The organism is Micromonospora radicis, assembly GCF_003583405.1.
Lineage (GTDB): Bacteria > Actinomycetota > Actinomycetes > Mycobacteriales > Micromonosporaceae > Micromonospora > Micromonospora radicis.
Genome location: NZ_QXEC01000008.1, coordinates 1 through 18955, shown reverse-complemented (window position 1 = coordinate 18955; position 18955 = coordinate 1). Strand labels below are relative to the sequence as shown.

The following is an 18955-nucleotide window of genomic DNA, read 5'->3' as shown; positions in this document are numbered from 1 at the left end:
GAGGTGTCCCGTATTCCGTCGGGGACAACCTATGCCCCGGGCGACGGCTCCAGAAATGCCCCGGCTTCCCGGGCGGCCAGCTCCGCATCGCCGGCCCGGATCGCCGCCACCAGTCGGGCGTGGTCGACGTGCCGTTCCGGCGTCAGCGCGTCGCCCATCGCCTGGGCGACGGTGCTGCGCATGGCGGTGCCGATGGAGGCGTACAGCTCGGCGAGCATGGTGTTGTGCGCCGCCGCCACCACCGCGGTGTGCAGCGCCGCGTCGGCGGCCACGAACTCGTCGACCCGGCCGCCGTGCCAGGCGGCCTCGCGGACGTCGAGCGCGTCGTCGAGCGCGGCCAGGTCCTCGGGGGTACGTCGGCGCGCGGCCAGCCGTGCCGCCTCCACCTCGAAGGCGCGGCGTACCTCGATCACCTCGGTCATCCGGTCGTCGGTGAGGCGGCGGGCCACCACCGGCGCCAGTTCGTCGGTGGATACGACGTACGTCCCGGAACCCTGCCGGCACTCCAGCACCCCGGCGTGGGCGAGCGCCCGGACCGCCTCGCGCACCGTGTTGCGCCCGACACCGAGCGCCTCGACCAGTTGCGGCTCGGTCGGGATCCGGCTGCCCACCGGCCACTCGCCGGCCAGGATCCGCTGGCGCAACTGCATGATGGTCTCCCGGACCCGCCGGCCGCGGGGTGGGACCGACGCGGAATCAACTGACGGTGGCACTGGTTACAACCTCTCGCCGGAATTCATCCCATGATTGTAGGTTCGAGGTCATGCCCCCGTCACCCGCTGGCCCCCCTGCCGCTCCGCCGACCAGCACCGAGGGGCCGACCACCCCGATCACTCCGGCCGCCGTCGTGACCACCGCCGACCCGGCCGTCCCGGGCACCGCCGGGGCGCGTGCCCCCGGCTGGCTGCTGGTACTCGCCGGGATGCTGCTGGTGGCGCTCAACCTGCGGGCGGCGATGACCAGCCTCGGCGCGCTGCTCGACGAGGTGCGCGTCGGACTGGCGCTCTCCGGCACGATGGCCGGCATCGTGACCACCCTGCCGGCCGTCGCCTTCGCCGGGCTGGGCGCCGTCACCCCGTGGTTGGTCCGCCGGCTGTCACCGTCCCGCCTGCTGGTGCTGGCGATGCTCGCGCTCACCGTCGGGCAGTTGCTGCGGGTACTCACCGGCTCCGCCCTGGTGTTCCTGTTCACCAGCGCGCTCGCACTGGCCGGCATCGCGGTGGCGAACATCCTGCTGCCGATGCTGGTCAAGCAGCACTTCCCGGGGCGTACCGGGCTGGTGACAGGGGCGTACACCATGGCGCTGACCGTTGGCGCGACGGCGGCGGCGGCGACCGCGGTGCCGGTGTCGCACGCCTTCGGTTCCTGGCGGGCCGGGCTCGGTGTCTGGGCCGGGCTCGCGGCGGTGGCCGTGCTCCCGTGGCTGCCGGCGGCGCTGCGGGCCCGTCCCGCCCCCGCCCGGACGGGCCGGGCGGCCGGCGGCGTGGCCCGGGTCCGGATCCGGCCCGCCCGTACCCGGCTCGGCTGGGCGATGGCGATCTACTTCGGGACGCAGTCGCTGAGCGCGTACGCGATCATGGGCTGGCTGGCCGTGCTGTTCCGGGAGGCGGGCTTCCGGCCGCAGGACGCCGGCCTGTTGCTCGCCGGGGTGACCGCGCTCGGCGTGCCGATCGCGCTGCTCATGCCGACGCTGGCCGGGCGGCTGGGCAACCTGCGTCCGCTGGTGTTCGCGCTGACCGCCGCGTCCACTCTGGCCTACCTTGGGCTGGCCCTGGCGCCGCGCGGTGGTGCGGTGCTGTGGGTGGTGCTGCTGGCCTTCGGTCAGGGGGCGTTCCCGCTGATCCTGGCCACCATCGGCCTGCGGGCGCGGACCGCCGACGGGACGGTGGCGCTGTCGGCCTTCGCGCAGAGCATGGGATACGTCATCGCCGCGCTCGGGCCGCTGCTGGTCGGGATCCTGCACGAGGTCACCGGTGGCTGGTCAGGGCCGATCGGCTTCCTGCTGGCCGCGCTCGCGGTGCAGACGGCTGCCGGGATGGTGATCGCTCGTCCCCGCTACATCGAGGACGAGCGTTGATCCCACGGTCAGGAGGAGGCCGGCGTGGGTTCGCCCGCGACCGCCTGGTCGACGGTCGGGTAGGTCTGCAGCACCTCCACCAGACCACTCACCTCCAGGATGCGCAGCACGCCCCGCTGGGGGGCGGCCAGGCGCACCACGCCGCCGGCCTCGTCGCAGCTGTTCTTCGCGCGGACGAAGACCGACAGGCCGGTGGAGTCGCAGAACGAGACGTCCGACAGGTCGAAGACGAGGCGGCTGCGCCCCTTGTCGAGCAGGTCGGTGATCTGGTCCTGCAGCTGCGGTGCGGTGGCCATGTCCAGTTCGCCCGCGACCGCTACTACGACCACGTCACCGCGCTGTTCCGTGTGCACCGTCAAGGACATTCGCCAGACCTCCTGTTATCGGTGGAACGGTATCCCACCGGAGCCGTGGTACGCAGAACGGGCAAGGGATCAGGTGGCCGTCGCCATTCCATTGCCCTGGGACAAGTATTTGCGGGTCTGCGGTGATAGAGTCCGGCCGGTCCAGGTCGAGGGGGGTTAGGTCATGGCTTTGAGCACTGACGAAAGCGGTCGACTGGCGGATCTGCTTACCAGCCGTGTGGAGCGGGTCACCCAACGGTGGACCGAGGTCGTCGCCGGGCAGTTGCGCGGCCGTCTCAGCCAGGCCGAGCTGCTCCGGCAGGTGCAGGAGCTGCACCGGGTGCTGGTGGACACGCTCAGCAAGGGCGCGGTCGACCTGACGGCCGAGGAGGCCACCGAGCTGCGCGCGGTGCTCGTCGAACTGTCCCGGGGCCAGGCCCGCCAGGGCTTCTCCGCCACCGAGACCGCCACCGGTGTGTTCGCGCTCAAGGACGCCCTGCTGAGCGTCATGGAGGACGACCAGAGCGCCGGGACGCTGCGCGACTACGTCGTCTTCTCCGCGCTGGTCGACCAGATGGGCCTGTTCACCTTCGAGAGCTACGTACGGACCCGGGAGAGCCTGATCGCCGACCAGGCCGAGCAACTGCTCGAACTCTCCACTCCGGTGGTCAAGCTCTGGGAGGGTGTGGTGGCGGTGCCGCTGGTCGGCACCCTCGACTCGGCCCGGGCGCAGGTGGTGATGGAGCGGCTGCTGCAGACCCTGGTCGACACCGGCTCGCCGTACGCGATCATCGACATCACCGGCGTACCGGCGGTGGATACCCAGGTCGCCCAGCACATCCTGAAGACCGTGGTGGCGGCCCGACTGATGGGTGCCGACTGCATCATCTCCGGGATCCGACCGCAGATCGCCCAGACCATCGTCGCGCTCGGCATCGAGTTCGGCGACATCGCCACCAAGGCCAGCCTCGCCGACGCGCTGCGGCACGTGCTGCGGCTCACCGGCGTCGAGGCCGGCCGGCGCCAGCCGCGCCGGGAGGCGTGATGGAGCGGGTGCCGATCCTCAAGATCGGCGACATCCTGCTGGTCTCCATCCAGGTCGACATGTCCGACCAGACGGCCGTCGCGCTCCAGGAGGACCTGGCCGAGCGGATCGTCGCCACCGGCTGCCACGGCGTGATCATCGACATCACCGCGCTCGACATCGTCGACTCGTTCGTCGGGCGGATGCTCTCCAGCATCGCCTCGATCTCCCGGGTGCTCGACGCCGAGACCGTGGTGGTCGGGATGCGGCCGGCGGTCGCCATCACCCTGGTGGAGCTGGGCCTGTCGCTCAACGGCATCCGCACCGCGCTGAACGTCGAGCGGGGCATGGAACTCATCGCGGCCAACCGCTATCACGACGACCTCGACGAGTTCCTCGACGGTCCGGACGCAGAGCCGACGGCGTCACCATGACCAGCGGCGTCGGCCTGGGCCGTCCGCAGACGCAGGCGGTGGGTAGCGACGAGGACGTGGTCCGCGTCCGTCAACTGGTGCGTACGGTGGCGGTGGCGGCCAAGCTCTCCCTGGTCGACCAGACGAAGGTCGTCACCGCGGCCAGTGAACTCGCCCGCAACACCCTGGTCTACGGCGGTGGCGGCAGCGTCGAGGTGGCCGCCGTCGACAACGGCCGCCGGCCCGGCATCACCATCGTCTTCGCCGACTCCGGCCCCGGCATCGCCGATCTGGAGTTGGCGCTGACCGACGGCTACACCACCGGCGGTGGCCTCGGCCTCGGTCTCAGCGGTGCCCGGCGACTGGTGGACGAGTTCGACATCCAGACCGCCCCCGGTCAAGGCACCCGGATCACGATCACCAAGTGGTCCCGGTGACGGCCCAACCGGTCACCGACCGCGGCACCTGGTTCCGCGTGGAGAGCGGCAGCGCCGGCAGTGCGGTGCGCCGGGCAGCCGAGCGGCTGGGCGTCCAGTTGGGACTGCCCGAAGGCCGGATCGCCGACCTGGCCATCGTCGCCGCCGAGTTGACCAGCAACCTGATCAAGCACGCCGTGGACGGCGTGCTGCTGCTCCGTCCGGTCCGTCGTGACCTGGACGCCGGTGTGGAGCTGATCGCCGTCGACTCCGGGCCGGGCATGGCGGACGTCGACGACTCGGTCCGTGACGGTCACTCCACCACCGGCACCCTCGGTATCGGCCTCGGTGCGATCGTCCGGCAGGCCAGCTGGTTCGACGCGTACTCGCGGCCCGGCCGGGGCACCGTCATCGCCGTGCAGGTGTTCGCCGACGCGGAGACCGAACGGCCCTGGGTCGGCGGCCTCGCCCGACCGCTGGCCGGCGAGACGGTAAGCGGAGACGGCTACGCCTGGCGGGCGGTCGGCGACCGACGACAGGTACTGGTCACCGACGGCCTGGGACACGGGCCGCTGGCCGCCGCGGCCACCGACGCGGCGCTCACCGCGTTCCGCAACGCCCCGGCGTCCTCCCCGGCCGACGTGGTCGGGCACCTGCACCGGGCGCTGTCGCACACCCGCGGCGCGGCGCTCGCGGTGGCCGAGCCGGACCCGGTGGCCGGGGTGCTGCGGTACGCCGGGCTCGGCAACATCGCCGGCGTGGTGGCCACCGGGGACGGCCGGCAGCGCGGGCTGGTCTCGCTGCCCGGCATCGCCGGACACCAACGCCCGACGATCCGGCAGTACGACTACCCGTTCGACCCCGGCAGCCTGCTGGTGATGCACACCGACGGGGTGGTCGACCGCTGGCAACTCGCCGACTACCCCGGTTTGGCCGCCCGGTCGCCGCTGGTGATGGCCGCCACGCTGCTGCGCGATGCCGGCATCCGACGGGACGACGCCGGTGTGCTGGTGGCGAGGTCCTGGTCATGAGTGGCGCCCCGCTGTTGCAGATGGCGCTGCGGGTGGAGCAGGACATCTTCGTGGTGCGCCAGCGGGGCCGGGAGGTCGCCGCCGCGGTCGGCCTGGAGCACCAGGACCAGGTTCGCATCGCCACCGCGCTCAGCGAGGTGGCGCGGGACCTGCTGCGCGGCGTCGGCGGCGCCGACGTGTTCTTCGTCGTCGTGGACAGCGCGGACGGCCGACGCCACCTGCGAGTCGACCTCACTCCGGTGGCCCCGTTGCCCGGCGGACGGTACGAACCGGAGTCCGGTGCCGTGGCGCGCCTGGTGGACACATTGGGCGTGGTGACCGACGAGGGCGCTACGGTCGTCAGGATGTCCCGTCGTGTGCCACTCGCCGCCGAGGCGCTCTCCCCGGAGCGTCTCGCGCAGTTGCGTGCCCAACTCGGGCAGAGCGCGCCGGGCACCGCCGAGGAGGAACTCGCCACCCAGAACCTGCAGCTGATCGCGGCCCTGGACGAGGTACGCAGCCAACGCGACGAGCTGGCGCGCCTCAACGAGGAGCTGGAACAGACCAACCGCGGCGTGCTCGCGCTCTACCACCAGCTCACCGACGAGTTGGAGGAGACCAACCGAGGGGTGGTGGCCCTCTACGCCGAGCTGGACGAGAAGTCGGCGCAGCTGCGCACGGCCAGCGAGTCGAAGACCCGCTTCCTGGCGAACGTCAGCCACGAGCTGCGGGCACCGGTGACCGCGATCATCGGGTTGGCCCGGCTGCTGGCCGACTCCGCGTCCGACCCGCTCACCGCCGAACAGGAACGCCAGGTCGGGCTGATCCGCTCGTCGGCGTCGGATCTGCTCACGCTGGTCAACGAGCTGCTCGACCTGGCCAAGGCGGAGTCGGGCCGGATCGAACCGAACTGGGCCGAGGTCGACCTGCGGGCGGTCTTCGGCCAGCTGCGGGGCACGCTCCGGGCGCTGCGCATCGGGACGGAGGTCGAGCTGGTGGTGGAGGAACCACCGACCCCGGCCACCGTCCGCACCGACGAGGTGCTGCTCGCCCAGGTACTGCGCAACCTGCTGCACAACGGCCTGAAGTTCACCACCGCGGGCGAGGTCCGGTTGCGGGCGCGACGACAGGACGCCGGTTGGGAACTGCTCGTCTCCGACACCGGGCCGGGCATCCCGACGGAGTTCCAGGATCGGGTGTTCGAGGAGTTCTACCAGGTGCCGGGCCCGTCCCGGGTCGGCGGTACGGGGCTCGGCCTGCCGTACGCCCGGCGACTGGTGAACCTGCTCGGCGGCACGCTCAGGCTTACCAGCGAACCGGGACGGGGCAGCACCTTCACGGTCTCGCTGCTGGCGGACGGGACGTGACGTGGACGGCGCGACGACCGTGCTGGTGGTCGACGACAGTCGGACCAAGCGCTACCTCCTGGTCAACTGGCTGACCCGAGCCGGGTTCACCGTGCTCGAGGCCGAGTCCGGGGGCGAGGCGCTGAGCCGGGTCGGGGTGGATCCGATCGACCTGGTGGTGCTCGACGTCCGACTGCCGGACCTGAGCGGGTTCGAGGTCTGTGAACGGATCAAGTCGGCGCACCCCGCGCTGCCGGTGATCCACGTGTCGGCGCACGCGGTCGACACGGCCGACCGGGCGCAGGGCCTCACCCGGGGCGCGGACGCCTACCTGGCCGAGCCGATCGAGCCGGAGGAACTGATCGCGACCGCCCACGCGGTGCTGCGGTACTACCAGGCCCGGCAGCGCGCCGAACTGCTCGCCGAGCGGCTCACCGGGCTCGCGGACACCACCGTGGCGGTGCACGCCGCGCCGAACTTTCCCCGGCTGTTGGAGCTGGCGGCGGCCGGTGCCGCCGAGATCTTCAAGAGTCCCGCGGCGGTGGTCGCGGAGACCTTCGACGGTGACTGTCTGGCGGGGGTCTGTGCCGGGCCCGGTGCCGAGAGTCGGGTCGTGCCGTGGACCGTCGACGACCGCGGGGTGCCGACCGGCGCGACCGTCCGGGTGCAGGACCCGGTCCACTGGGGGCTGGTGGAGTGGCCGCCGGACGACTCGGCGACGGTGGCCGCCGCCCGGCTGCGCGAGGACCGCGCCCCGATCTACGTCGTGGTACCCACCGCCACGCAGACCGCCCGGACCCCGGTGCTGCGGCAGTTGGCGCAGGCGGTGGCGTCCGCGGTCGAGGCACAGCGTTCCTTCGACGAGGAGCACCGGATCGCGGTGACCCTGCAACGGAGCCTGCTGCCGCAACGCATCCCGGAGGTCACCGGGATCGACCTGGCCGTCCGGTACGAGCCGGCGAGTGCCCGGACCGAGGTGGGCGGCGACTTCTACGAACTGGTGATGCTGGACGGCCACCTGCTGCTGGCCATCGGCGACGTGGCGGGCCACTCCCTGCACGCCGCGACGGTGATGGCCGAGCTGCGGCACGCGCTGCGGGCGTACGCGGTGGAGGGGCACCAGCCCGGCGAGATCCTGCACCGGGTCAACGAGTTGATGCGTACGCTGCTGCCCAGCGAGTTGGCCACCATCTGCGTCCTGCTGTTCGACCCGGCCACCGGGCACGTCCGGCTGGCCAGTGCCGGTCACCTGCCGCCGTTGATCAGTCAGGACGGCAAGACCGAGTTCGTGCACCACTCCGCGCCGCTGCTCGGCGTACGCGCGCCCCGCCCGGCGGACCTGGAGTTCGTCCTGCCGCCCGGCGCGACGATGGTCTTCTACACCGACGGGTTGATCGAACGGCGGGACGTCACCATCGACGACGGACTGGCCGCCCTGTCGGTCAGTGCGTCCCGGGTGGACGACGACCTGGACCGCTTCTGCGAACGCCTGCTCGTCGAACTCGCCCCGCACGAGATCCAGGACGACGTCGCCGTCGTCGCTCTGCGCCGCCGCTGAGACGTTCCTGAGGGGCGATCTACTCCTGCTCGTCCTCGTCCACAGACGGGCGCGGCTGACGGTATTGGCGGATGTACTCCTCGACGTCAGCGCGTAGCCAGATCTTGCCGACCGACAACACCTGGTAGGGCTGCGGGAAGTTCGGATGCGCGGCGATCTGGCGGAAGCGGGATCGCCCCACGCCGAGCATCGCCAGGATCTCGCCAGCGGCCACCAGGGGCCCAGGCCCACGGTCCTTGCCCATGCCAAGGAAGGTAGGCGCACGATTGCCTGCCAATAGGATCGCGCATTAGTGGGTACGCCTATAGAGGCGCGCTAACATTGACAGGGGGTGGGCATTGGGCTGGGATCGGGATAGGCCCCTCGGCTGCCGGCGGCCGAGCCCGGCGGCCGAGGGTTTGCCGCCCGCCTCGCCCCGGCAGGAGCCCCGAATGACGCAACCACGCCCCCGTCAAGCCCCTCTGGTTCTGTGCCGCCTGCGCGTACGGCTGGCCGTGTGCGCAGGCCCGAGTCGAGTTGGCGGCCGACTACGGCCTTGGTCGGCTGCTCGCGCTGGACATGGCCGATCTGCTCAGGGAGGCGACCGCCGACCTGACCCGGCTCGGAGCGCCACCCGAGCCGATGTACTTCCACGTCCGGTTCCTCGGCTGGATCCGCAAGCCGACCCGATGACCGATCCCGTCGCCGAGCCGAGCGGCCGAGCTGAGGACGCCGGCGCGGGACTCGGCGTGGAATGCTTGACGGATGCTATTCGCTGAGTGAATAGTGGGCGTCGTGTCCACGTCGCACGTTCTGCTCGGGCTACTCGCCACCGGCACCATGCACGGCTATGACCTGAAGCGGGCGTACGACGAGCGGCTACCGCAGGCCCGCCCGTTGGCGTTCGGGCAGGTCTACGCGACGTTGAACCGGCTGCTCCGGGACGGTCTGGTGGTCCCGGCGGGGCACGAACGTCTCGCCGGGCCGGACCGCACCGCGTATGCGCTGACCGACGAGGGGCGGGCGGCACTGGACCAGTGGTTGGGCACTGTCGAGCCACCCATGCCGCATGTCAACAGCGCACTGCTCGCCAAGGTGGTGGTGGCGCTGCTGGACGCCGACGCGGACCGGGCCCGGACGTACCTCGTCGCGCAGCGGCGGGCCCACACCGATCGGCTGCGCGAGCTGACCGCGCTCAAGACGGCACCGGAGGCCACCGTCGACGACGTCGTGGCAGCCGACTACGCCATCGCCCATCTCGACGCCGACCTGCGCTGGCTGCGCACCACCCTGGAGCGGGTCGCCGACTGGCACCGGGAGGTGCACTCGTGACACAACTTCAGGCACGCGCGCTGGTCAAGTCGTACGGGCCGACACCCGCGCTGCGTGGTCTCACCCTCGACGTCGCCGAGGGCGAGATCGTCGCGGTGACCGGGCCGAGCGGCTGCGGCAAGTCCACCCTGCTGCACTGCCTGGCGGGCATCCTGCGCCCGGACGCCGGTGAGGTGATCTGGCGCGACCACCGGATCGACACCTGGTCGGAGGCGGCCCGGTCGCGACTGCGGCGTACCGACTTCGGGGTGTTGTTCCAGTTCGGTCAGCTCGTCGCGGAGCTGACCGCGGCGGAGAACGTCGCCCTTCCGTTGTTGCTCGCCGGCACGGGGCGGCGAGCGGCGCGGACGGCGGCGCTCACCTGGCTGGACCGGTTCGGCGTGGCAGAACTCGCCGACGTGCGGCCCGGCGAGATGTCCGGTGGCCAGCAGCAACGCTGCGCCACCGCGCGAGCACTGGTCACCGAACCGCAGGTGCTCTTCGCCGACGAGCCGACCGGCGCGCTGGACACGCTCGCCGGCGAGCAGGTGCTCACCCAACTGGTCCGGCTCGCCCGCCGGCAGCGTACGACGGTGCTGATGGTGACCCACGAGCCCAGGATCGCCGCGTACGCCGACCGCGAGATCGTCATGCGCGACGGCGCGATCGACCACACCGGTCTGGGCCTCGACGCCCCGATGGCCGGCGGCACGCGGTGAGTCCCGGCACGCTGACCCGGCTGGCCCTCGCCGGCAACCGCACCGACGCCGCCCGGGTGGCCCTGACCGCGCTGAGTGCCGCCCTGGCCACCCTCGCCGGGTTGGCGGCGCTGACCGTGCTGGCCATCCAGAAGCCGCCCGGCGACGCCCACCAGCAGTCCGAGCAGTACGTCAACGCGCTGCTGCGCGAGCCGGGGCTGCGTGGCGGCACCGCGTTCGCGCTGCTGCTGCTGGCCATCCCGGTGCTGGCCCTGGCCGGTCAGAGCGCCCGGCTCGGTGCCCCGGCGCGGGACCGCCGGCTCGCCGCGCTGCGGCTGGCGGGCGCGACACCCGGTCAGGTGACCCGGATCGTGATGCTGGAGACCGGCCTGGCCAGCCTGGTCGGCACCCTGGTCGGCCTGGCGGTGTACCTGGTCGGGCGGGAACTGCTGCACCGCCCGGACGCCAACGGGCAGCTTGCCCTACCCACCGACGTACTGCCACCGGTGCCGGCCATGGCGGCGGTGGTGCTGGGACTGCCGCTCGTCGCCGCGCTGGCCACCGCCGTGCTGCTGCGCCGGGTCGCCGCCACGCCGTTGGGCGTGTTCCGGCGGGCCGCCCGCAGCGGGTCACCCCGCCCGTGGCCCGCGCTGCTGATCGGGTTCGGGGTACTGGCGGCGGCGATGATCGAGCCGATCCAGCGGGCCTTCCGAGACGCGCGGCTCGACTGGTTGGCCGTTGTCGTCCTGATCGGCCTCTTCTCCGCCGTGATGGGGGTGATCCTGGGCGCCGGTTGGCTCTCGTACCTGGCCGGGCGGGTGCTGCACCGCTTCGCTGGACGCCCGGCCGCCCTGCTCGCCGGCTGCCGGCTGGCCGACGACCCGTGGGCCAGCAGCCGGACCTTCGCCGCCCTGCTCGCTGTGGTGGTCGTCGGTGGCGGTGCGGCGGCGTTCCGGGCGTACTTCCTGCTCAACGAGCAGCTCCAGCGGGAGCAGAATCGGCAGGCCGGCTACGACGACGAGGCCGGCCTCTACGGCTCCTTCTATCTCGACACCATGGACCTGATCGACCTGGCGATCGCCGTGGCCGTCTCCATCGCCGCCGCAGGTCTGCTGGTCACCCTGGTCGAGGGGATCGTCTCGCGCCGCCGGGCGTACGCCGCACTGGTGGCGATCGGCGTGCCCCGTGCCACCATCGGCACCTCGATCCTCTGGCAGATGCTGGCTCCCGTGGTGCCCGCCGTGCTGGTCGCGCTCGGCGTCGGGTACGCCATCGGTCGGCTCCTCACCGGCGAGGCCGTCCGCGGCGGTTACACCCAGGAGGTGTGCCAGGCGACGGTGGAGCTGTGCGAGAACCCGGCCACCCGCGCCGAGTACACGGAGTTGGTCGAGGTCGGACGGGTGGTGCACACGCCGGACGTACCGGTGGTACAGCTGGCGATGGTCGGCGGCGGCGCGGTGGCTGCGGTGCTGCTCACGGTTGGGCTGGGGGTGCTCTTCCTGCGGTCGAACACGGCGCTGGAGGAACTGCGCGTCGGTTGACCAGCACGGCAGCCCAGCGGGCCGACCCGCCACCCGTTCGGGACTCGGCTGCGGCGGCCAGCCACGGCCCCGGTGACCAGGCGGGTCACCGAGGCCGCACGGATCGGCGGCCGGAGCCGGGTCAGGCGCGGCCGAGCCGGTCCAGGGTCCAGGCGTTGACGAACGCCTCCTCCCGCCAGGCGTCGTAGCGCCCGCTGGGCCCGCCGTGACCCGCCTCCATCTCGGTCTTGAGCAGGTATTCGCCCTGCGGCGCGACGGCCCGCAGCCGGGCGATCCACTTCGCCGGCTCGTGGTAGAGCACCCGGGTGTCGTTGAGGCTGGTCATCGCGAGGATCGCCGGATAGTCCAGCGCCGCCACGTTCTCGTACGGGGTGTACGACTTCATGTACGCGTACACCTCCGGGTCGGCCAGCGGGTTGCCCCACTCCTCCCACTCGGTGACGGTCAGCGGCAGGGACGGGTCGAGGATCGTGCTGAGCGCGTCCACGAACGGCACCTGCGCGACGATGCCGGTGAAGGCGTCCGGGGCGAGGTTGGCGACCGCGCCCATCAGCAGGCCGCCGGCCGAGCCGCCCCGGGCGACCAACCGGTCCGGCGCGGTCCAACCCGCCTTCGCCAGGTGCCGGGCGCAGGCCACGAAGTCGGTGAAGGTGTTCTTCTTGGCCAGCATCTTGCCCTGGTCGTACCAGCGTCGGCCCAGTTCGCCACCACCGCGTACGTGGGCCACCGCGAAGACCACCCCGCGGTCCAGCAGGGACAGTCGACCGACCGAGAACCACGGGTCCATGCTGGCCTCGTACGAGCCGTAGCCGTACAGGACGCAGGGCGCGGAACCGTCCCGGGGCGTACCCCGGCGGTAGACCAGGGAGATCGGCACCTTGGTGCCGTCGTCGGCCAGCGCCCAGTCCCGCTGCTGCTCGTAGTCCTCCGGTTGGTAGGCCCGCCCGTCCGGGCCGGGCAGCACCGGCCGGCGCCGCAACAGGGTCAGCTCGCGGGTCGTCAGGTCGTAGTCGTACACCGAGTCCGGGACGACCAGCGAGGTGTAACGCAGGCGCAGCCGGCTGGTCCGGTACTCGGGGTTGCTGTCCAGGCCGACCGTGTGCAACGGCTCCGGGAACTCGATGTCGTGGCCGTCGCCGCCGGCGATCGGCAGCACCCGCAACCCGGTCAGACCGTTGTTCCGCAAGCTGATCACCAGGTGGTTGGCGAAGGCGTCGACCGACTCCAGCCGGGTGCCGGGGGAGTGGTCGATCAGCGGCACCCAGTCGCCCGGCGCGTCCGCCGACGTGTACGCCAGGGCGAAGTCCTCCGCACCGTCGTTGTGCAGGATCAGGAACCGGTGTCCGTGGTGCTCCACCGAGTACTCGACGCCCTGCCGGCGGGGGGCGATCACCGCCGGCTCGCCGGTCGGGTTGTCGGCCGGGATCACCCGGACCTCGCTGGTGAGCTTGCTGGCGATGTCGATCAGGATGAACCGCTCGGAACGGGTCAGCTCGACCCCGACCCAGAACCGTTCGTCGTCCTCGGCGTGCACCACGACGTCGTCGGTGGCGGCGGTGCCCATCACGTGCCGCCACACCCGGTTCGGCCGCCACGCCTCGTCCACTGTGACGTAGCACAACACCGACGCGTCGGCCGACCAGGCGGTGCCGTAGAAGGTGCCGGGTATCTCGTCGGGCAGCAGTTCGCCGCTGTCGAGATCCTTGATCCGCAGGGTGAAGCGTTCGTCGCCGGAGAAGTCCGTTGAGTACGCCAGGAACCGCCCGTCCGGGCTGACGTCGAAGGCGCCCAGGGCGAAGAAGTCGTGCCCCTCGGCGAGGAGGTTGCCGTCGAGCAGGATCTCCTCGCCGTCCAGCGGGGCGCCGTCGGAGCTGATCGGCGGCGTCGTCTCGCCGTCGCGGACCGCCCGGCGGCAGTGCACGCCGTACTGCTGGCCCTCGACCGTGCGGGTGTAGTACCAGTGCCCGCCCTTGCGGGTCGGCACCGACAGGTCGGTCTCCTGGGTGCGGCGCCGGATCTCCTCGAACAACTCCGTACGCAGGCGGGACAGGTGGCTCGTCCGCGCCTCGGTCCAGGCATTCTCGGCGTCGAGGTAGGCGATCGTCTCCGGGTCGTCCTTGGCGGCAAGCCAGGCGTACTCGTCGACGAAGGTGTCGCCGTGGTGGATGCGCTCGGTCGGCACCCGCTTCGCCACGGGTGGGGAGGTCTCGGTGGTCACGGCGCCACGTTACCGGCCGCCGTCCCTCGCCGGGTGGCGCAAGTCCCTTCCCGATCGTTCGAACACATGTACGATCGCAGTCATGGTGCCAGCACGTTCCACCGGCGGGTCCGGTGCCCTCGACATCGCCCACCGGCTGACCGAGATCTGCGGTACGCGCTTCGCCCGGTTCGCCGGTCCGGCCGACGAGGTGGCCGGTCGTCCGGCCCGGTGGGTGGCGGTGCCGGGCGGCGCGCACGCGGCGGCGCAGGTGCTGCGGCTGGCCGCGCGGCACGACCTGACGGTGGTGCCGCGCGGCGCCGGGACGAAGCTCGACTGGGGTGCCGTGCCCGAGCGGGTCGACATCCTGCTCGACACCGGCCGACTCGCCGGCATCGGGCACCAGCCACCGGGGCAGGGCACGGCCGAGGTCGGCGCCGGCACGCCGCTGCGGGCGGTGCAGGCCACCCTGGAGCGCACCGGCCAGCGGCTCGCGTTGGACGCTCCGTCGCCCGGTGCCACCGTCGGTGGCGTACTCGCCGCCGACGAGTCCGGCCCGCTGCGGCACCGGCACGGCACCGCCTGCGACCAACTCGTCGGCCTGCGCTACCTGGCCGCCGACGGCGAGTTGACCGAAGCCGGTGGCGGGGCGGCCGGGCTGGCGCAGGCCCGGCTGCTGTGCGGTTCGCAGGGTGCGCTGGGCGTGCTGGTCAGCGCCACCCTGCGGGTGCAGGCCAGCCCGGCCAGCCGGGTCTGGGTGACCCGACCGGTGTGGACTCCGCTGGAGGTGCACGACCTGATCCGTGCGGTGCTCGCCGCCCGACTCGACCCGGCCGCGGTCGAGCTCGACCTGCCGGCCGGCGCGGGACCCCGGCCGCAGCGGGACCGCCGGGCCGAGGCGATGGCCCGTCACCCGTCGATGACGGGGCGGGCACCGGCCGGCCCGGCGGGCACCGGCGCACTGGTGATACTGCTTGAGGGCGGGCCTGCCGACGTGGCCGAGCGCACCGAGCGGCTGGTGTCGCTGTTCGGCTCGCGGACCACGGTGGCCCGGTCCGCGCCGCCGTGGTGGCGCAGTTACCCGTTCGCTCCCGGCGACACCGCGTTGCGGCTGGAGGTGCCGATCACCGACCTGCACGCGGCGGTGTACGCGCTGCGCGACGCGGCCGGCACGCCGGTGCCGGTTCGTGGCTCGGCCGGGCTGGGGGTGGTGCACGCGGCCCTGTCCGGCGCGCTCCCGCCCGACCGGGTGGCGGCGATCCTGGTCGCGGTCCGCAGCGTGCTGCTCGCCCGACGGGGCCGGTGCGTGGTGCTCTCCGCGCCGCCCGCCGTCCGGCGCGCCGTCGACCTCTGGGGCGAGCTGACCGGCCTGGCCCGGCTCCGCGCCGTCAAGCAACACCTCGACCCGGGCCACCGCCTGGCCCCCGGCCGCCTCCCCGGCGGCCTCTGACCCACCGCTGCCCGCCCGTGGTGCGGGTCGAGCTGAGGTCAGCCGGTGGCGTCGTTGCGCAGCACGAGGATGGCGATGTCGTCGCGGGGCTCCTCCACCGAGAAGTTGATCGCGGTGGAGCGCAGCCGAGCCGCCACCACGTCCGCCGAGTAGCCGCCGAGCGGGACGGCGGCGTCGCGCAGCCGCCCGGTGCCGAACAACTCCCGCCCCCGGCGGCGCTCGGTCACCCCGTCGGTGTAGAAGACCAGGCAGTCGCCGGGTTCGAGGGTGATCTCCGCAGTCGGTGAGGAGATCGCGTCGAGCAGGCCGAGCGCGGTGCCGCCGGTGCCGACGAAACCGGCCGCCGCCCCACCGGCCCGCAGCAGCAGCGGCCGGTCGTGCCCGGCCAGGTGCAGCCCGACGTCGAGCCGGTCGCCCTCACCCGGGCCGACGGCCGCCAGCGCCAGCGTGCAGTAGCGGCCGGAACCACGCTCGACCAACGTCTCGTTGAGTCGGGACAACAACTCGGGCAGCGGCTTGCCGTCCCCGGCCAGTACCCGGATGACGTCCCGGACCAGCCCGGTGACCGCCGCGGCCTGAACCCCCTTGCCGGAGACGTCCCCGATCACCACCAGCCAACGTCCGTCCGGCAACGGCACCACGTCGTAGAAGTCGCCGCCGACCTCGGCGTCCCCGCCGGTCGGGACGTACTCGGCGGCGAAGCCGATGCCGTCGACCACCGGCAACACCGGCGGTAGCAGCGACTGTTGCAGGGTTTGCGCCACCCGTCGGCGCTCCGCGTGGATGCGGGCGTTCTCGATCGCGAGCGCCGCCCGCCGGGCCACGTCCTCCAGCACCGCGATCTCGTCCGGATCGTGCCGGTGCCGTTGGTGCCGCCCGACGGCGAGGGTGCCGAGGCGCTGGCCGCGGGCGATCAGCGGCACGGCGAAGCCCTCCATCGGCGCACCGAGCGGTGTCTGGGTGCCGTTTCGGCTGGCCTCGCGCAACCGGGCCTGCACCGAATCGGGGCCGGCCTCACGCAGGGTGGCGTGCAGTCGCGGCAGCAACGCCTCGTCCGCGTGGCTGGCCGCCGCGAGGCGGAGCCGACCCCACTCGTCGGTGATGTGTACCGCACACCACTGGCCGAGCCGCGGCACCACCAGTTGTGGGACGAGCGCCATGGTCAGCTCGACGTCCAGCGACTGCGCCAGCAGTTCACTGGCCTCGGCGAGGAAGGTCAGCCAGGCCTGCCGGCGGACGTCGGCGCGGCGCAGCCGGTCGTTCTCCAGGTGCAGCGACAGCCGTTCGGCGGTCAGCAGGGCCAGCGGCCGGGCGTACGCGGTGGGTGCCGCGTCCAGCTCCAGTTCCCCGGCGTACGGGCGGTGCACCGCCAGCGGCACCCGGAGCAGTTCGTTGCCGGGCCGGGGCTGCCGGCCGTACCGGGCGAGGATCTGCTGGCCCAGGCCGTCGCCCCGGTCCAGCCGCACCACGCCCCCGGCCGCGCCGATCATCTCCGCCACCCGACTGAGCAGGCTGGTGGCGAAGTCGGGCAGCGGATCGTCGGCGTACGGGTCGGGGGTGATCTGCATCAACGCGCTCATCGCCCCGGCGCTGGGCGTGTTGGTGGCCGGTCCGCTGCCGTCCGGGTCGGCGGAGGGCGCGGTGAAGTCGTCCGGCTGCGGCCCGGCCGAGTCGCGGCGGTCCAGCCGGAACCACACCCCCTTGCCGGTCGGCAGGTACGTGGTGCCCCAACGGCTGGCGAAGTGGTCGACCAGGAGCAGACCGCGACCGCGTTCGGCGACCTCGGCTATGTCGGTCGCCACATTGCGTACCCCCACCGTCAGCTCGTCGACCGGGCCGGAGGCGAAGTCGGAGACGGTGACCGTCAACCCCGCCGCGTCGGCGGTCACCTCGACGTCCAACTCGGTCCGGGCGTGTTCGACGGCGTTGGTGGACAGCTCGGTGGTCAGCAGAAGTGCCTCGTTGAGCAGTTCGTCCAGGTTCGCCTCGGTGAGTACCGACCGGACCAGGGCCCGCGCGGCCGCCGGCGTACGGCGATCGGCGGGGAGCCGGACGCGCCGTACGTGCTCGTCTGGGCCTCGGGTCACCGCGGGCCCCGCCTCCGCTGACACCCTCGTATCCTCCACCGCTACCGGTCCGGTGCCAAGCTGATCACGCCCTTCGTCCGGATCGCGGACGGCGGTGCGCCATGGCGGTTTCAAGCTCACGGGGACAATGATGGGGTGGCCGGCGCAAGCCGGTGGACCCCGAGTTGAGCGAGGAATGATGACCACGGCGAAACAGTCGGCGATCGCGGGCAGCACCGCCGCCGACCACGAGGCGGTCCTCACCGAGCTGGCGGAGGCGCTGCGGCGGGTCCGCAGCGGCGACCTCAAGGTGCGGCTGCCCCGGCGCCAGGGCGCGGCCGGTGAGGTGGCGGACGCCTTCAACGACGTGGTGTCGTTGCAGGAGCGGCAACATCTGGACCTGCGCCGGATCAGCCGGGTCGTCGGGCGCGACGGCCGGCTGACCGAGCGGCTGGACGAGGAGGGCCTGGACGGCTCGTGGGCGGAGGGGCAGCGGGCGGTCAACTCGCTGATCGACGACCTGGGTCGTCCGACCACGGAGATCGCCCGGGTCATCGTCGCGGTCGCCGACGGTGACCTCACCCAGCACATGGCACTGGAGATCGACGGCCGCCCGCTGCGCGGTGAGTACCTGCGGATCGGCCGGACCGTCAACACCATGGTCGACCAGCTCTCGTCCTTCTCCAACGAGGTGACCCGGGTGGCCCGCGAGGTGGGTACCGAGGGCAAGCTCGGCGGCCAGGCCGACGTACGCGGGGTCGCCGGCACCTGGAAGGACCTCACCGACTCGGTGAACACCATGGCGTCGAACCTCACCGGGCAGGTGCGGTCGATCTCCCAGGTGGCCACCGCCGTGGCGAAGGGCGACCTGAGTCAGAAGATCACGGTCAGCGCCCGGGGTGAGGTCGCCGAGCTGGCCGACACCATGAACTCGCTGACCGACACCCTGCGGCTCTTCGCCGAGCAGGTGACCCGGGTGGCCCGTGAGGTGGGTACCGAGGGCAAGCTCGGCGGCCAGGCCGAGGTGCCCAACGTGGCCGGCACCTGGAAGGACCTGACCGACAGCGTCAACTCGATGGCGTCGAACCTGACCGCCCAGGTGCGTAACATCGCGCAGGTCTCCACGGCGGTGGCGCGGGGCGACCTGTCGCAGAAGATCACCGTGGCCGCGCAGGGGGAGATCCTCGAACTCAAGGACACCGTCAACACGATGGTGGATCAGTTGTCGTCGTTCGCCGACGAGGTGACCCGGGTGGCCCGTGAGGTGGGCACCGAGGGCAAGCTCGGCGGTCAGGCCCAGGTACGTGGGGTCTCCGGCACCTGGCGGGACCTGACCGAGAACGTCAACCAGCTCGCCGGGAACCTGACCAGTCAGGTCCGCAACATCTCCCAGGTCTCCACCGCGGTCGCGAAGGGTGACCTGTCGCAGAAGATCACGGTGGATGCCCGGGGTGAGATCCTGGAGTTGAAGTCGACGGTGAACACGATGGTGGATCAGTTGTCGTCGTTCGCCGACGAGGTCACG

General features: G+C 72.4%; 18 protein-coding genes. 13 read left to right on the top strand and 5 right to left on the bottom strand.

The genetic code is table 11. The features are described from left to right. Positions 1-29: 29 nt before the first annotated feature. Positions 30-650 carry a FadR/GntR family transcriptional regulator gene (locus tag D2L64_RS10395; protein ID WP_407663080.1) on the bottom strand — a complete coding sequence of 207 codons (621 nt, stop codon included), beginning with the start codon at positions 648-650 and terminating at the stop codon, positions 30-32. Positions 651-763: 113 nt separating this feature from the next. On the opposite strand from D2L64_RS10395, the gene D2L64_RS10390 reads away from it, so the two are divergent. Continuing rightward, positions 764-2077, top strand: coding sequence for an MFS transporter (locus D2L64_RS10390; protein ID WP_119574842.1), 1314 nt, complete (start codon positions 764-766; stop codon positions 2075-2077). A gap of 8 nt (positions 2078-2085) precedes the next feature. On the opposite strand, the gene D2L64_RS10385 is transcribed toward D2L64_RS10390, so the two are convergent. Next, positions 2086-2442 (bottom strand): STAS domain-containing protein, encoded by a 357-nt coding sequence (locus D2L64_RS10385; RefSeq protein WP_119574840.1) that lies wholly within the window; start codon positions 2440-2442, stop codon positions 2086-2088. Between the two features lie 163 nt (positions 2443-2605). Here D2L64_RS10385 and D2L64_RS10380 point away from each other — a divergent pair, with 163 nt between their 5' ends. From D2L64_RS10380 to D2L64_RS10355, 6 genes are read left to right on the top strand one after another with little or no spacing between them, the layout of a single operon-like run. Beyond that, the gene (locus tag D2L64_RS10380; protein ID WP_119574838.1) at positions 2606-3466 is read left to right on the top strand and encodes an STAS domain-containing protein; all 861 of its coding nucleotides are present in this window, start codon (positions 2606-2608) and stop codon (positions 3464-3466) included. Further along, a complete protein-coding gene (locus D2L64_RS10375) occupies positions 3466-3879 on the top strand; it encodes an STAS domain-containing protein (protein WP_119574836.1) in 414 nt (137 codons plus the stop codon). Before D2L64_RS10380 ends, D2L64_RS10375 begins: the two co-directional genes overlap by 1 nt. Beyond that, positions 3876-4295: an ATP-binding protein gene (locus tag D2L64_RS10370; protein ID WP_119574834.1), complete on the top strand. Its 420-nt coding sequence runs from the start codon at positions 3876-3878 to the stop codon at positions 4293-4295. The genes D2L64_RS10375 and D2L64_RS10370 overlap by 4 nt, the downstream gene beginning before the upstream one ends. After that, on the top strand, positions 4283-5305 hold the full coding sequence (locus D2L64_RS10365; protein WP_199714497.1) for an ATP-binding SpoIIE family protein phosphatase: 1023 nt from the start codon (positions 4283-4285) through the stop codon (positions 5303-5305). Before D2L64_RS10370 ends, D2L64_RS10365 begins: the two co-directional genes overlap by 13 nt. Continuing rightward, a complete protein-coding gene (locus tag D2L64_RS10360) occupies positions 5302-6651 on the top strand; it encodes a sensor histidine kinase (protein WP_119574832.1) in 1350 nt (449 codons plus the stop codon). Before D2L64_RS10365 ends, D2L64_RS10360 begins: the two co-directional genes overlap by 4 nt. A 1-nt stretch (position 6652) precedes the next feature. Beyond that, positions 6653-8188: a SpoIIE family protein phosphatase gene (locus D2L64_RS10355; RefSeq protein WP_119574830.1), complete on the top strand. Its 1536-nt coding sequence runs from the start codon at positions 6653-6655 to the stop codon at positions 8186-8188. A gap of 19 nt (positions 8189-8207) precedes the next feature. On the opposite strand, the gene D2L64_RS10350 is transcribed toward D2L64_RS10355, so the two are convergent. Then, complete coding sequence (locus D2L64_RS10350) at positions 8208-8432, bottom strand: helix-turn-helix transcriptional regulator (protein ID WP_119574828.1); 225 nt, start codon at positions 8430-8432, stop codon at positions 8208-8210. Positions 8433-8704: 272 nt separating this feature from the next. On the opposite strand from D2L64_RS10350, the gene D2L64_RS10345 reads away from it, so the two are divergent. The 4 genes from D2L64_RS10345 to D2L64_RS10330 all read left to right on the top strand — a co-directional run bounded on the left by D2L64_RS10345 (position 8705) and on the right by D2L64_RS10330 (position 11717). After that, positions 8705-8860 carry a hypothetical protein gene (locus D2L64_RS10345; RefSeq protein ID WP_199714496.1) on the top strand — a complete coding sequence of 52 codons (156 nt, stop codon included), beginning with the start codon at positions 8705-8707 and terminating at the stop codon, positions 8858-8860. 102 nt (positions 8861-8962) lie between these two features. Further along, positions 8963-9499, top strand: a complete 537-nt coding sequence (locus D2L64_RS10340; RefSeq protein ID WP_119575146.1) for a PadR family transcriptional regulator — start codon at positions 8963-8965, stop codon at positions 9497-9499. Then, on the top strand, positions 9496-10197 hold the full coding sequence (locus D2L64_RS10335) for an ABC transporter ATP-binding protein (protein WP_119574826.1): 702 nt from the start codon (positions 9496-9498) through the stop codon (positions 10195-10197). Before D2L64_RS10340 ends, D2L64_RS10335 begins: the two co-directional genes overlap by 4 nt. Beyond that, positions 10194-11717: an FtsX-like permease family protein gene (locus D2L64_RS10330; protein ID WP_119574825.1), complete on the top strand. Its 1524-nt coding sequence runs from the start codon at positions 10194-10196 to the stop codon at positions 11715-11717. Before D2L64_RS10335 ends, D2L64_RS10330 begins: the two co-directional genes overlap by 4 nt. 121 nt (positions 11718-11838) lie before the next feature. Here the strand turns inward: D2L64_RS10330 and D2L64_RS10325 are convergent, their stop codons facing one another. Further along, positions 11839-13935 carry a S9 family peptidase gene (locus D2L64_RS10325; protein ID WP_119574823.1) on the bottom strand — a complete coding sequence of 699 codons (2097 nt, stop codon included), beginning with the start codon at positions 13933-13935 and terminating at the stop codon, positions 11839-11841. 82 nt (positions 13936-14017) lie between these two features. Between D2L64_RS10325 and D2L64_RS10320 the strand changes: the two genes are divergently transcribed. Then, the gene (locus tag D2L64_RS10320; protein ID WP_119574821.1) at positions 14018-15364 is read left to right on the top strand and encodes an FAD-binding oxidoreductase; all 1347 of its coding nucleotides are present in this window, start codon (positions 14018-14020) and stop codon (positions 15362-15364) included. 38 nt (positions 15365-15402) lie between these two features. On the opposite strand, the gene D2L64_RS10315 is transcribed toward D2L64_RS10320, so the two are convergent. Next, a complete protein-coding gene (locus tag D2L64_RS10315; protein ID WP_119574819.1) occupies positions 15403-17475 on the bottom strand; it encodes a SpoIIE family protein phosphatase in 2073 nt (690 codons plus the stop codon). A 154-nt stretch (positions 17476-17629) separates the two neighbouring features. On the opposite strand from D2L64_RS10315, the gene D2L64_RS10310 reads away from it, so the two are divergent. After that, positions 17630-18955, top strand: a 1326-nt coding sequence (locus D2L64_RS10310; protein WP_119575144.1) for a HAMP domain-containing protein, incomplete at its 3' end; no start/stop codon positions are given.

Coding starts and splice junctions, on each gene's coding strand:
- D2L64_RS10375 (WP_119574836.1), top strand. CDS start 3,466: ATGGAGCGGGTGCCGATCCTCAAGATCGGCGACATCCTGCTGGTCTCC.
- D2L64_RS10385 (WP_119574840.1), bottom strand. CDS start 2,442: ATGTCCTTGACGGTGCACACGGAACAGCGCGGTGACGTGGTCGTAGTA.
- D2L64_RS10370 (WP_119574834.1), top strand. CDS start 3,876: ATGACCAGCGGCGTCGGCCTGGGCCGTCCGCAGACGCAGGCGGTGGGT.
- D2L64_RS10395 (WP_407663080.1), bottom strand. CDS start 650: ATGCAGTTGCGCCAGCGGATCCTGGCCGGCGAGTGGCCGGTGGGCAGC.
- D2L64_RS10390 (WP_119574842.1), top strand. CDS start 764: ATGCCCCCGTCACCCGCTGGCCCCCCTGCCGCTCCGCCGACCAGCACC.
- D2L64_RS10320 (WP_119574821.1), top strand. CDS start 14,018: ATGGTGCCAGCACGTTCCACCGGCGGGTCCGGTGCCCTCGACATCGCC.
- D2L64_RS10350 (WP_119574828.1), bottom strand. CDS start 8,432: ATGGGCAAGGACCGTGGGCCTGGGCCCCTGGTGGCCGCTGGCGAGATC.
- D2L64_RS10360 (WP_119574832.1), top strand. CDS start 5,302: ATGAGTGGCGCCCCGCTGTTGCAGATGGCGCTGCGGGTGGAGCAGGAC.
- D2L64_RS10380 (WP_119574838.1), top strand. CDS start 2,606: ATGGCTTTGAGCACTGACGAAAGCGGTCGACTGGCGGATCTGCTTACC.